Genomic DNA, 14271 nt, shown 5'->3' with positions numbered 1-14271 from the left:
AGTTTTCAGTTAAAGCTGCGACCGCGACTAAAAACTGCGACTGAAAGCTAAATTATCCAAGCCATTTAACTAGTGCTTCTTCAACACTTCCTTTCATAATTGGTTTAGAAATGTAATCATCCATTCCGGCCGAAATACATTTGTTTCGTTCTTCTTTTTCCGCGCCAGCTGTCACGGCAATAATAGGAACATCACGGCCCTTCTTGGTATTTCTAATTGCTTTTGCAGTTTCATAACCATTCATAATTGGCATCTGAATATCCATAAAAATAATGGTCGGATTAATTTTTTCAAATTGCTGAATGGCTTCATAACCGTTTTCGCATTCGAAAATAAAAGCATTATGATATAGATTTTTTATAATTGTCTTGAGAAGAAGCATGTTTACTTTATTATCTTCTACAATTAAAAAGGTAATATTGTTGTCGTTTATCTCAATTTCGTCAGAATCTAAGTCAATATTCAAACTTTTAAGCTCGGCATTATATTTATCATTAATGCTGTGATTGCTTGTTTTTAAATTTAAATCAAAGAAAAAAGTACTTCCTTCGTCAATTTTACTTTCCAGCTGTAAACGGCTTTCCATTAAAGCAAGCAATTGGTTCGATATGGTTAAGCCTAATCCTGTTCCTCCAAATTTTCTTGTTGTTGAGCTGTCTTCTTGCAGAAAAGCTTTGAATATTTTTTTCTGATTTTTTTCAAGAATTCCAATTCCGGTATCAATTACAGCAAAACGGATAACGCAATGGTTGCCATGGTTCTTTTCTAAAACCGAAACGTTTAGTTTGATGGAGCCTTTTGTTGTGAATTTAACCGCATTTGAAAGCAGGTTAATCAAAATCTGTTTGAGACGAACAATATCTGTCCAGATATATTTAGGAACATCGGGATCAATGTTCAATTCTAGTTCCAGATTCTTTTTATTAGACTCATAAACAATTAAATCGAAAACTTGTCCTAAGATTTTTTTTATGTCATATAGATCAATAAAAAGTTCTAGTTTTCCTGCTTCAATTTTTGAGAAATCCAAAATATCATTTATAATTTCAAGAAGGGAATGAGCCGACTGGTTAATTGTGGTCATATATTTTTCTTGAATTTCCTCCAAATCCGTTTTCATTAATAAGTGCGTAAAACCAATAATTCCGTTTAGAGGAGTTCTAATTTCGTGCGACATATTAGCCAAGAAGTCCGATTTTGATTTGTTTGCCGCTTCAGCAAGCTGTTTGGCTTTTATCGCGTCTTCTATTTCTTTTTTACTTGTAATGTCAAAATAGATTCCGCCCACAAATTCAATTTCATCGTCTCGCTTAATTACATCTCCAAATTCTTCTATCCAAATAAATTCGCCACTTTTGCGCTGAATACGATACACGTTATGTAAAGGCATTCCGTGCTGTAGATTATCGATTTGATTGTTAATTACTTCTTCTTTATCATCAGGATGAATTAACGATAGAAAAGACAAATTATTTTCAATAAATTCAGATTTTGAATATCCGGTAAGATTTAAAACTTCATCGTTTAAGAATATTTTAGTCGAGAAAGCATCAAATTTTGATAAATAAACGGTTCCAGGAATATTGTTTGCAATCAGTTTAAATTTCTCTTCGCTCTCAATAATCTTAGTTTCATTTCGGTTTCTTTCTAATGCCGATGAAATATTATTTGCCAATACCTGAAAGATATTTATTTCATCTTCAGTCCATTTTCTTTCGGTTGTACAATCATCAAAACCAATAAAGCCTGTAAAAAGATCATTAATATAAATAGGTAAAATTAAGATAGATTGTATTTCATTGTCAATGAGAAGTTTTTTAAAAAAACCTTCATTAAGATTTCTTGTAAATATATTTAGGATTTTTCTTTGTGATGCCACATCATATATTTCTTGAAGATTTTGTTCTGTCATATGATGCAAAGGGGTAATTTGATGGACAATGCCCTCTCGGGACCATTTGTATTTTTGACTTACAGTATTATAGATTACATCTTTTTCGTAATAATACATATGATCTACTTTGGCTGCTTTTCCAATAATGTTAAAGGTTTCCTGAAACATTTGATGCGTCGTTTTGCTGAGCAGAAACTTCTCTGTACATAATGAAAGTGCGGATAAGAGTTGGCTCTTAAGTTCTAATTTTCTTTCCGCCTCTAAACGCATTTGTGAAGAAATAGCAAGAGAAATTACATCCGATATGGTTCTCGCATAATTAATGTCTTCATTGTCCCATTCTCGCTTTTGTTCTGTGCTTTCAAAACACGCAACACCTGCTAATTGGCCTGTTAAGAAGATAGGCACATCTAGCATTGATTTGATATTGTTTTTTGTAAAATAAAGCTTTTGAAACTCAGATGTTTCCAATTTGTTGAATACGTCTGGTGCGTTAATAATTGCCTTATTGTTTAAGGTTTCAAAATAAATAGGATAGGACTCTTTATTTAAAATGTTTTTGTCGCTTAAACTTTGATTGTCAAGACTAAAAAGATTTTTGCAAGTAATTAAATCATTGTCATATTTCCAAAAACTTACGCGGTTAGTGTTGCTTATAGAAGCAGCTTCTTTTAATATTAAATCAATAACAGTATTTAATTCGTTGTACTTGCTAAAATCTGTCGTTGATAATTTTTTGGTTGAATTGTTATAGGCTTCAATTTTTTTAAGACGTCTTTTTTTCTCGTTTTCGATATTTTTTTTCTCGGTAATGTCTCTTGCAATTCCAGAGAAGCCAATTGTTGACCCTAATTCATTTTTGCGGACAATAATTTTTTGAGACATCCATATTTCTTCACCATTTTTCTTCAAAATAGGAATTTCAATAATGGGATAATTGTTTTCATTGAGAACCAAATTTTCGTAAAAATCTACGGCACTATTGATGTAATTATCATGAATAAAATTGGAATAGTGTTTTTTGATTATTTCGTTTTGAGAATATCCAAGAGCAGAAATACCAAATTCATTTATAAAAGTAAAATGACCTTCTGCGTCTATTTCAAAAATAATATCGGTGGCCGTTTCAATTAGGTTTTTGTATTGATCCTGAACGATAACTTGTTCGGTAACATCTTGCCCAATGCTAATGATTAAATCGTCTGAAAACTTTTTATCTTTCCACTGAATGTATTTGTATTCGCCGTTTTCGGTTTTTAATTTTCTAATATAAAGTTTATTTTCTTGGTCTCTAACAGGATTGAATTTTTCGTCTGATTCTAAATCATGGGTTAATTCCCAGAATTTCAATCCCATAACTTGATCGGGTTGGTATCCTAAAATAGGAGTTACGGTTTCGCTGCAGAAAAGTATTTCACCTTTTTGATTGGATGCTATTGTAAGTGAATTTCCTTTATGGACGATTTCGTTTGCAAATCTAAAATTGTCGCGATTGTTTAATAAAACTGCATATTTTACTTGATTTATAATAAAAATTAGAATGCAGAAATTAAGCAGTAAGATGGAAGATTTTATTGGAATAAGTTGAAGTGCTAACGTCGTAATTAGAAAGGTAAACGTTAAAGCAACAAAGGCCCAATAAATCTTTATAGGTTTAAGGATGTTGTACGAAAAGAAAAAAGAAATCAGGAAAACAATAATGGGTACAACATCATTTTTTAGTGTTACAATGTTGTAGGCTACGTAACTGATGTAAATAAAAAAGCTGGAAATAAAAATCTGCTGGATTTTATCTCTTATCCATTTAATTTTTTCGGTTATCGTATAAATGATAAGTACCAAAACCCCAATTGAAACATTTACAATTAAGAGGCTTTTGGGTCTTATTTTGAAAATTTCATTTATGATTTCAATTACAATTACCGCAATACCAAAAAATAAGATATAAAGCTGGTATTCTCTTCCAACAGCATCTTGTTCTTTCTTCTTTTCGATGAAATATCCAATTTTGGCTTTAATTCTAAAAAATTGATAAACTAAGAGCGAAAGGAAAGCAAAAAGTGATAAGCCTAAAACAAAAAGTTTATGGTTATTGTAGTAAATGATATCGGAATTAAAAACATACCATCCAGTCATAATTGATTCTAAGGTACTCCCAATAGTGGAAATTCCTGAAATAACCGAATTGAAAAAACTATAGTTTGCGACCATAGAATTTGGAGTATGTTGGTTTAGTAAATAGCCTTTTGAAAATTCTTAAAAGAAGTGGTTAATTTCTCGGTAAATAAGAATTTTCGGTTTTAATCTACATTGTATTTTCCGATTGAATCAATTGAATCTTCTTCTTCAGATTGTGTTCCGAAAATGGCAAAATAAGTCGCATAAATCATAGAGCTGTTAAAAACAACCGTAAATATGATTCCGACGCAACAGCCAATAAATCCAACCATTGAACCAAGAAAACCTATGATAAAAAAAGCAAATATGTTAAGCGGATTTTTTGTAACGATAATGAGGCTAGATTTTATAGCATCTATAGCTTTAAGGTTTCCAAAAACAATTAATGGAATGGAAAGATACATAAAGTAAGAAACCATAAACGAAATAATATTTCCAACAAATACGATTCCTGAGCTTTCGATTAAATTGGCAATCGCAGTTCCTAAAATTGCTGGAATAAAAGCTGCAACAAAAATTTGTGCAAAATAGGGTGCTTTGTAATAAGTGAAAATAGTGGAAACATTGAACTCAACATCTTTGTCTGCAGAATCGGCCATTTTTAGGAAACCAGCACCAAAAGGAGCTGTAATTCCTGCAACCACAGAAACAGCAACGGTTTGAATTACGAGTTGAATTGAAGTGAATTGTTGATTCTCAAAATTTTGAATGAAATCTTTCGTCATCGCCTCGGCACCAAAATAGGCAATCATTATACCCATGAAAGCGACGGCTGCAATAATTGAAAAAACTAGGATGATAAGTCCTGAGTAAAGCGCTATTTTTTTATAATTTTCGAAAGCGTGATTAAAAACCGTAGCAAAATCAAGGGAAAAGCCATTTTTTTTAATGTCCTCAATTTGGTTAAGTGTAGATTTCATTTTTATGTAAGATTGTTTTATAGACTTGTAATATTTGAAAGGTATCTTGACGTAAATATAATATTTTTAATCAATTCCATATAAAAATCTACAAAACATTCCGAAATGTTTTTGACTGCAGCTATAGCCAGTCTAAAATTCGTTTTATTGGGCCTAATTTTTCTTTGTAAGGAGCGTAGCGCATAGGCAAATCAAGCCAATTGCCTTTTTTTACAATTGCTTTATGGTGAGAAAATGTGTCGAAGCTTCGTTTACCATGATAAGCACCGATTCCACTATATCCGACACCGCCAAAAGGCAGTCTGTTGTTAGAGAAATGAATAACGGTATCGTTGATGCATCCGCCTCCGAAAGAGTATTTCGAAATTAATTTCTTTGCAAATGAATTATTTTCGCTAAAAATGTAAAATGAAAGAGGTTTCTCATAACGGCTCACAACATTTTCGATGTCACTTTCATTTTCGTAAACAAGAATCGGCAAAATAGGGCCAAAGATCTCTTCTTTCATAACGGCACTGTCCAAATCTGGTTCTTCAAGAAGAGTAGGCGCAATATAAAGTTGGCTGGCATTGCTTTCTCCACCAAACAAAATGTGCTCACCTTGAATCATATTGGTCAAACGATACCAATTTTTTGTATTTATAATTCTTGCAAAATCAGGAGATTTGTCAATTTTCTTTCCATACGCTTTTAGGATTTCTTCAATCATATAAGAAATGAAATTGACTTTCATGTTTTTCTGAATTAGAATATAGTCGGGAGCAATGCAAGTTTGTCCTGCATTGATAAATTTTCCCCAGACAATTCTTTTGGCAGCCAGTTTTAAATTGGCTGTTTCATCAATAATGCAAGGGTTTTTTCCGCCTAATTCAAGAGTAACCGGAGTTAGATTTTCGGCTGCCGCTTTTGCAACAATTTTACCAACAGCAACGCTTCCTGTAAAAAAGATATAATCCCAGCGCTGCGCCAATAATTTATTAGAAACATCAACACCACCTTCAAAAACTTCTACGTGCTTAACGTGAAACGTTTTTTCTATAATTTTTGCAATTATAGCAGAGGTGTGAGGGGTAAGTTCAGATGGTTTTAAAACGACTCTATTTCCTGCAGCAACTGCAGCTACGAGCGGACACAAAGCAAGCTGAAAAGGGTAATTCCATGGAGCAATGATTAATACATCTCCATAAGGTTCTTTATAAAGATAATCGGAAGAGGGAAAATTAAGCAGGGACGGAAAAACACGTTTTGGTTTTGCCCATTTATTCAGGTTTTTAATCGTATCCTTAAGTTCCGAAATAACGTAATTCGTTTCGGTTAAAACAGCTTCAAACTCTGGTTTTTTAAAGTCATCATATAAAGCTTTTACAATTAAATCTTCGCTTTTTTGAATATTATACAATAACTTTTTTAGAGTTTCCTTTCGATATCCGATGTCGCTTTTAAAGTCCATTTTTTTTCGATTTGCTTGTTTTTTCTCTATGCAAGTTAATCGATAAAATTTAAAAAATTAACAATTAAATCATAAAAATCAGACAGCATTCCAAATAGGATCATCTGGAGTAGGGGCAATAATTGTAATATTCTCTTTTGAAACAGGATGGACAAAAGTTAGTTTTCGTGCATGAAGATGGATGCCTCCATCGGGATTGCTTCGGTCTGCGCCATATTTTAAATCTCCTTTAATTGGCGATCCGATTGCACTTAATTGTGCACGAATTTGATGATGACGACCCGTATGCAAATTGATTTCCAGAGTGGTATAATTCTGAAGTTCTTTTATTATAGTGTAATCTAAACTGGCTAATTTGCTATCTGGAACTTCTTTTAAATGCGCTTTTGAAGTGTTGTTTTTTTCGTTCCTTTTTAAATAATGAACCAATTTTGCTTTTTCGTCTTTTGGTTTATTTTTGACAACAGCCCAATATGTTTTTTGGGTTTCGCGATTACTGAACAATTCATTCATACGCGATAAAGCCTTGCTAGTTCTAGCAAAAACAACAATTCCAGTTGTAGGTCTGTCTAGACGATGAATAACCCCCAAGAAAACATCTCCAGGTTTATTGTATTTGGCTTTGATATATTCTTTCACAACATCAGACAAAGGTTTGTCGCCCGTTTTATCACCTTGTACAATATCGCCCACACGTTTGTTGACCACAATAATATGGTTGTCTTCGTGCAGAATTTGGAGATTGTTTTTGTCTGAAATAATTTTCATTTTGAAGTGAAATTTTAAATTAAAAAAGTTTGGCTAAAGCCTTTAACATGTCTTAAAAATAAACCTCCAGCTAAAGCTGGAGGCAATTTATAAAAATCTCTGAACCTTTGTTGCTTTGTCTCTTTGAGCCCAAAAACTTAGAACCTTAGCAACTCAGAACCTTAGTATCTTAAAAATTAATATTGTTCCTTTTCGTTCGGGAAATCACTAGCCTTAACATCTGCAGCATATTGACCAATTGCTTTAGTCATTTCGTCGTAAAGATTTAAGTAACGACGTAAGAAACGAGGGCTGAATTCATTGTTCATTCCCAACATATCGTGGATTACTAAAACCTGACCGTCAACACCGCCTCCAGCTCCAATTCCGATTACTGGAATCGAAATGCTTTCAGCTACTTTTTTAGCCAGATCTGCTGGGATTTTTTCTAAAACAACAGCAAAACATCCCACTTTTTCAAGCATTTGAGCATCTTCAATCAATTTTTCAGCTTCTTCTTCTTCTTTAGCGCGAACACTGTAAGTTCCAAATTTGTAGATAGATTGAGGTGTTAAGCCTAAGTGCCCCATTACAGGAATACCAGCATGTAATATTTTTTTAATGGATTCTTTAATTTCTTTTCCGCCTTCTAATTTTACAGCATGAGCCCCACTTTCTTTCATAATTCTGATAGAAGAACGCAAAGCTTCTTTTGGGTCAGATTGGTAACTTCCAAAAGGCAAGTCAACTACAACTAAACCTCTTTCTACAGCGCGAACTACAGAAGAAGCATGATATATCATTTGATCTAAAGTAATTGGCAAAGTCGTTTCGTGACCAGCCATTACATTTGATGCCGAATCACCAACTAAAATTACATCGATACCAGCGGTATCAACAATTTTTGCCATTGTATAATCATACGCAGTAAGCATAGAGATTTTCTCTCCGTTGCTTTTCATTTCAATTAATGACTTTGTTGTGATTCTTTTATAATCTTTTTTTGCTACTGACATTTTAATGTTTTTTTGATGTTGTAAAAGTATTGAATAATTGTAAAAAGGGAATTAGCAATTATAGAATATTTCGAGAGAAAATGGTTTTCGGTCTTTAAATCCTAATAGAAATGGACTGTTTCCTATTACAATAGAGTAATTGTGTAGTAATTTTTGAGGTTTTTGACAAAGATTAAAGGTTTTAAGAATGATTTTTTATCAGTCTAAAACCTTTAATCTCTAGCATTAGTTATTTTAAGTTTTAGCAATCAGCCATGTTTACAGCAATTGCAAGACCTCCTTCAGAAGTTTCTTTATATTTTGAATTCATATCTTTTGCTGTTTCCCACATGGTGTTAATCACTTTGTCTAATGGAACTTTAGCATTTTTAGAATCGGTTTCTAAAGCTAATTCAGCAGCGTTTATGGCTTTAATGGCACCCATTGTATTTCTTTCGATACATGGAATTTGAACTAAACCGCCAATAGGATCGCAGGTTAAACCTAAATGATGTTCCATGGCAATTTCAGCAGCCATAAGAACTTGAGCAGGAGTTCCGCCCATTAATTCGCAAAGAGCAGCCGCAGCCATCGAAGACGAAACGCCAATCTCAGCTTGACATCCGCCCATTGCTGCAGAAATAGTAGAACCTTTTTTAAAGATACTTCCAATTTCACCAGCCACCATCAAAAATTGTTTGATTTCTTTTTCGCCTGCATTATGGTTTTCAATAACCATATAGTACATTAAAACAGCAGGAATTACACCCGAACTTCCGTTGGTAGGAGCAGTAACCACACGGCCTAAAGAAGCATTTACTTCATTAACTGCAAGGGCAAAACAGCTCACCCATTTTAAGATTTGACGGAATTTAACTTCAGTTTTTCTAATTTCTTCCAACCAGCTTTGCGGGTCCGTGTAATTAGATAATCCAATTAAGTTTTGGTGCATATCAAAAGCTCTTCTTCGTACGTGAAGTCCGCCTGGAAGAATTCCTTCAGAATGGCAACCAATATACATGCATTCCAACATCGTATTCCAAATACGCATTAATTCAGAATGCACTTCGGCTTCTGGACGCATCGAAATTTCATTTTCGTATACAAGTTCAGAAATCGATTTGTTTTCAGTAACCGTATAATTTAATAATTCTGCGGCGTTTTGAATAGGATAAGGAAAGGCACATTTTATAACCTCTTTCAGTTTGGCATTTGTACGTTCTTCTTTTACCACAAATCCTCCTCCGATTGAATAAAAAGTAGATTCGTATTCTGAATCATCAGGCTTGTAAGCCGTAAATTTCAATCCGTTTGCGTGAAACGGAAGAAAGTCTTTATTAAAAACAATGTCTTGAAGAAAAAAGAATGGAATCACTTTTTGGTTACCCAAATTGATTTCGTTTGTGGTTTCGATTTTTTTAATAATTCCTGCAATATCCTCTACAGGAATATATTCAGGATCTTGTCCGCTTAATCCTAACATTACCGCAAGATCTGTTGCGTGGCCTTTTCCAGTTAAAGAAAGCGAGCCATATAAATCGACTTTTACCCTTGTAATATCGTTTAAAATTGCTTCTTCTTTCAGTTCTTCTAGAAAGCGTTCAGCAGCGCGCCAAGGACCCAAAGTGTGTGAGCTTGAAGGCCCAACGCCTATTTTAAGCATATCAAAAACAGAGATACATTCTTCCATTGTTCAATTTTTGTTAAGACAAAGATAATCGAATAATGCAATGATGATTTCTTTTTTAATGTTAATCTTGCGTATTTGTTAAAATAAATATTAAAATTTAATAATTCGGCAACGAAATAAATTTAAAGCCTTAATATGCAGTTTCCGTAAAAAGTTCGTGTTTTTTCGGTATTTTTGTACAAGAACGAGTTGCATTACTCGATTCTTTAATTATTAATACTTCATGGATTTTGTTTTAATTCTGAAAACGTCTTTTTACAAATAATAATGCCACAAGAAGATAAAGTTACCCTATGATAGAATTTTTCAGACATCTATTACAAGAATTCGAATTACCACTAAGCAATCCAGTATTGATTTTTTCATTAATACTATTTATAATCCTGCTTTGTCCCATTTTACTAAAAAAAATAAACATTCCTGGAATTATCGGACTTATTATTTCTGGGGTTATCATTGGTCCACACGGATTAAATATTCTGGCTAAAAACTCTGCGGTAGATTTATTTTCTACAATCGGGCTTTTATATATCATGTTTATTGCAGGTTTAGAATTGGATATGAACGAGTTCAAGGCCAATAGAAATAAGAGTTTGCTCTTTGGCTTTTTCACCTTCATTCTTCCGCTTTCAATAGGATTTCCAGTTTGTTTTTATTTGTTGAAATATGATTTTAATGCGAGTTTCTTGACGGCAAGTATGTTTGCTACACACACTTTGGTCGCGTATCCGATTGTGAGTAAATTAGGAATTGCTAAAAATCAAGCTGTTGCCATTACGGTTGGAGGAACTATTTTAACAGATACTGCCGTTTTAATTATTCTGGCAGTAATTATGGGAAGCAGTCAGGGAAATCTAAATCAGGCATTTTGGGTTAAATTGATTATTTCATTGGCGATTTTCTCTGCTATTATGTTTTTGATTATCCCTCGTGTAGCAAAATGGTTTTTTAAGAAGTTAGAAAGTGAAAAACATGCCCATTATATTTTTGTTCTTTCTGTCGTTTTCTTTGCTGCTTTTTTGGCTGAAGTAGCAGGAGTAGAGCCCATTATTGGAGCTTTCGTTGCAGGTTTGGCTTTGAATCCGCTGATTCCGCATTCTTCTGCTTTGATGAATAGAATTGAATTTATGGGGAATTCGCTGTTTATTCCGTTTTTCTTGATTTCTGTGGGAATGCTAGTTGATGTAAGTGTTATTTTGAGCGGACCAACAGCTTTAATAGTGGCTGGAACTTTGAGCGTTGTAGCGATATTTGGAAAATGGATTGCAGCGTTTTTTACTCAAATTGTTTTTAAATACACCAGAACAGAAAGACAGCTTATTTTTGGATTAAGCAGTGCGCACGCCGCTGCAACTTTGGCGGTAATTTTGGTCGGATTTAAAGCAAAAATATTAGACGAAAACATTTTAAACGGAACGATTATTCTAATTCTGATTACATGTATTGTAGCTTCTTTTGCAACTGAAAAAGCAGCGAAAAAAATTGCCATCTGCGAAGAAGAAATTTCACATGAAGACGCAGACAGAGATCAGATCTTAGACGAACATATTTTGATTCCGTTGGCAAAATCGTCTGCTGCAGCAAGTTTGTTGGATTTTGCGCTTTTGATCAAAGATAAAAAATCATCAAATCCGGTTACTTTATTGACGATTGTTCCAAACAATAATCAGGCGGAAAAGAACATTTTAAAATACAGAAAAGCAGCTGACAAATTTGTAATCCAGGGATCGGCTTCAGAAGTGAAAATTAATACTATTGCCAGAATCGATCACAATCCTGCGAGCGGAATTGCAAGAACTTCTAAAGAAATCATGTCGGATATCGTGATTGTAGGCTGGCCAAGAAAGACTGGATTTATTGATAAAATCTTTGGAGAAAATGTTGATTCGATTATCAATAATGTAGATAAGACTTTGTTTATCTGTAGGTTTCAAAAGAATTTTATTGAAGAAAAAAGACTGGTTTTTATTTGTCCGCCATTTTCAGAAAGAGGAATTGGTTTTCATTTGCTAATGCAGAAAGTGAGCCGTTTGGCGCAGGAATTAAGTATTCCGATTGTGATTTACGGCGAAGAAAGAACCTATCAGGCTATTCAGCAGATTGCTTCTAATTTAAAACTGAACAGCAAATTTGGTTTTAAAAATGTTTCGGATTGGGAAGATTTTGAAAGCATTTCTGGTGAAATAAAATCAACCGATTTGGTAGTTGTCAACTTATCTCGAAAAGGTTCTGTTTCCTATCAGTCTATCTTTGATAAATTGCCAACGAAATTTGAAAAATATTTCGATAGCAACAATGTAATGCTTGTTTATCCGCAAGACGATAGAAAAGAAAGTGCAATGGATGCTTACGAAGATTTTACTGCATCGCCTTTGGCAAAAGGTATCGAAGCAATAGAACAAATTGGACGCGGTTTGGGAAGTATTTTGAAGAAAAGCTAAAAATCTGATTTTCATGAAAATCTCAACTATTTTGCTTGTTTTGGCTTTCGCTTTTATTGCTGTAAATTGTAATAAAGTAAAAGAAGAGACGAAATCAAATTCTGAAATTGCTATTAAAAGTGATAGCATTGCAAAACCCATAAAAAAAGAATTGCCTGAGAATTTTGACGAGTTCAATAAAAAATTCCATTCTGATTCTCTTTTTCAAGTTTCAAGAGTTGATTTTCCGATCGAAGGAAAACATGTTTCTGGTTTTGAGCAATACAATTGGACAAGAAAGAATTGGCAGTTTCAAGTAATTCCTGTTGCTGAAAAAACAGAAATTGAAGAATACCAGCATTCATTAGTAAAAACAGATACTTTAATCACAGAAAAATTTTGGATTCCAGATAGTGGTTTTGAAGTAGAAAGACAATTTAAACTGATCGGTAATAAATGGTTTTTAATTTATTATAACGACATAAATTTATAGTAAATGAATCACGGAGCTAAATCAATCAGACCTTTTATAGGTGCTAAGAACTTTGAAATCTCTAGAAGTTTTTATCGCGATTTAGGATTTGAAGAAACGGTTTTAGAATCTAATTTTTCGGTTTTTAAAACGGGAGTAATAGCTTTTTATCTTCAAGATTACTACGATAAAAACTGGATTGAAAATACTATGATTTTTCTGGAAGTGGATAATGTCGAACGCTATTACAGCGAACTTTTAGCTCTAAATCTTCCCTCAAAATATGAAGGAGTAAAACTGACTCCAATAAAATATTTGGATTGGGGAAGCGAATGTTTTTTGCACGATCCGTCTGGAGTTTTATGGCATTTTGGGAAATTCAAGCAATAATTTTTTCTCACTCAAAAACCTTGTTTTCCATTTCATAAATGGCTTCTCAATTATTTGATGTAGCAAATATGCGGCTCCTACACAAGTAATAATGCAAATTAGCATTGAAAATGTACTACTTGTATCAATGTTTAAAGAAGCGAGAAATTCCTGCGTAATATGAATAATTCCTTTGTGCGTTAAATAAATTCCATACGAAAGCCCTGCAATAAAAGTAGTGGTTTTAGAATTCCATTTGTATAAAACGCTTTCAGGAGATATTGCGCCCATAACTACAAATCCATAGCCGAGCCCAATTACCGGAAATCCGAAAAGTGATGCGTAAAAAGATCTTTCTTCAATGCAAAGAATATAAGCACCAAACAATATTAGAAGTCCAATTATAAGTAAAAGGTTGCCGTATTTCGAGATTTTATTCCATAATTCAGGAAGAAATTGATAGAGGGCAGCAATGGATACTCCAATCAAAAGTCCATCCAAGCGATTGTATGTTGGGTAGTAAATATATTTGTACCAATAAAGCCAAGAATTATCATTTTCAATTAATGGAATATATAATTTTTCCCAGCTATAGAATCGAAAAACAAATCCTAACAAGACAAAGATAATCAGCAGCCAATAGGATTTTTTGAAGAATGTTGTGTTGAGCAAAAAGTACAGAAATAGAGGTAAAAGAAGATAAAAGTGTTCTTCTACGCAAAGTGACCAAGCATGCGAAAAAGTGCCAAAATCTTGAAGGTTTAAATCAAAATTTTGAGTAAAAGTAAGTAGCTTCCATAAAGGAGGAAGCGCTTCTCTTTCTCTAAAAAAAGGAAAAAGATAATAGATTGCTGTGACGAACCAAAAAGCAGGCAGAATTCTAAAAAAGCGTTTTACAAAAAAGTCTTTAAACGAAATTTCGATGCCATTTTTAATTTGAAAAAACAGCTGAGAAGAAATTAGAAAACCACTTAAAACAAAAAACAAATCGACTCCTGTCCAGCCAAATTTAGCAATTGCAGGAAGCCATTTTGGGTAATCAAAAACGGGAACTTGATAATGAAATAAAAAAACAAAACAGATTGCAAAAGCACGTAAATGATCTAGTCCGTAAAGTTTTTTATCCACCGTTGTAA

Annotated in this window: 10 protein-coding genes; 3 read left to right on the top strand and 7 right to left on the bottom strand. The window is 33.3% G+C overall.

The features are described 5' to 3' along the window. Nucleotides 1-52 precede the first annotated feature (52 nt). From AC3Y25_RS09185 to AC3Y25_RS09160, 6 genes are all read right to left on the bottom strand, one after another. Nucleotides 53-4105 (bottom strand): PAS domain S-box protein, encoded by a 4053-nt coding sequence (locus AC3Y25_RS09185; protein WP_489902534.1) that lies wholly within the window; start codon nt 4103-4105, stop codon nt 53-55. 89 nt (nt 4106-4194) lie between these two features. Continuing rightward, complete coding sequence (locus tag AC3Y25_RS09180; protein ID WP_489902533.1) at nt 4195-4992, bottom strand: hypothetical protein; 798 nt, start codon at nt 4990-4992, stop codon at nt 4195-4197. 121 nt (nt 4993-5113) lie between these two features. Continuing rightward, nucleotides 5114-6442, bottom strand: coding sequence for an aldehyde dehydrogenase (locus AC3Y25_RS09175; protein WP_489902532.1), 1329 nt, complete (start codon nt 6440-6442; stop codon nt 5114-5116). A 78-nt stretch (nt 6443-6520) separates the two neighbouring features. After that, nucleotides 6521-7210 (bottom strand): RluA family pseudouridine synthase, encoded by a 690-nt coding sequence (locus AC3Y25_RS09170; RefSeq protein ID WP_427874702.1) that lies wholly within the window; start codon nt 7208-7210, stop codon nt 6521-6523. Between the two features lie 176 nt (nt 7211-7386). Then, complete coding sequence (gene panB, locus AC3Y25_RS09165) at nt 7387-8205, bottom strand: 3-methyl-2-oxobutanoate hydroxymethyltransferase (protein ID WP_095928867.1); 819 nt, start codon at nt 8203-8205, stop codon at nt 7387-7389. A 241-nt stretch (nt 8206-8446) separates the two neighbouring features. Continuing rightward, nucleotides 8447-9874: an L-serine ammonia-lyase gene (locus AC3Y25_RS09160; protein ID WP_489902531.1), complete on the bottom strand. Its 1428-nt coding sequence runs from the start codon at nt 9872-9874 to the stop codon at nt 8447-8449. Nucleotides 9875-10167: 293 nt separating this feature from the next. Between AC3Y25_RS09160 and AC3Y25_RS09155 the strand changes: the two genes are divergently transcribed. Genes AC3Y25_RS09155 through AC3Y25_RS09145 form a run of 3 tightly spaced genes read left to right on the top strand, consistent with a single transcriptional unit; the run spans nt 10168 to nt 13156 of the window. Then, nucleotides 10168-12315, top strand: a complete 2148-nt coding sequence (locus AC3Y25_RS09155) for a cation:proton antiporter (RefSeq protein WP_489902530.1) — start codon at nt 10168-10170, stop codon at nt 12313-12315. 13 nt (nt 12316-12328) lie between these two features. Further along, nucleotides 12329-12787 (top strand): hypothetical protein, encoded by a 459-nt coding sequence (locus AC3Y25_RS09150; protein WP_427874700.1) that lies wholly within the window; start codon nt 12329-12331, stop codon nt 12785-12787. Nucleotides 12788-12790: 3 nt separating this feature from the next. After that, nucleotides 12791-13156: a VOC family protein gene (locus AC3Y25_RS09145; protein ID WP_427874699.1), complete on the top strand. Its 366-nt coding sequence runs from the start codon at nt 12791-12793 to the stop codon at nt 13154-13156. Here the strand turns inward: AC3Y25_RS09145 and AC3Y25_RS09140 are convergent. After that, nucleotides 13127-14263 (bottom strand): acyltransferase family protein, encoded by a 1137-nt coding sequence (locus AC3Y25_RS09140; protein WP_427874698.1) that lies wholly within the window; start codon nt 14261-14263, stop codon nt 13127-13129. The two genes, AC3Y25_RS09145 and AC3Y25_RS09140, sit on opposite strands and share 30 nt — an antisense overlap. Nucleotides 14264-14271 lie beyond the last annotated feature (8 nt).

The organism is Flavobacterium sp. LK-23 (assembly GCF_058135255.1).
The sequence above is the reverse complement of the archived record's forward strand: the minus strand, read 5'-3'. Positions and strand labels throughout refer to the sequence as shown.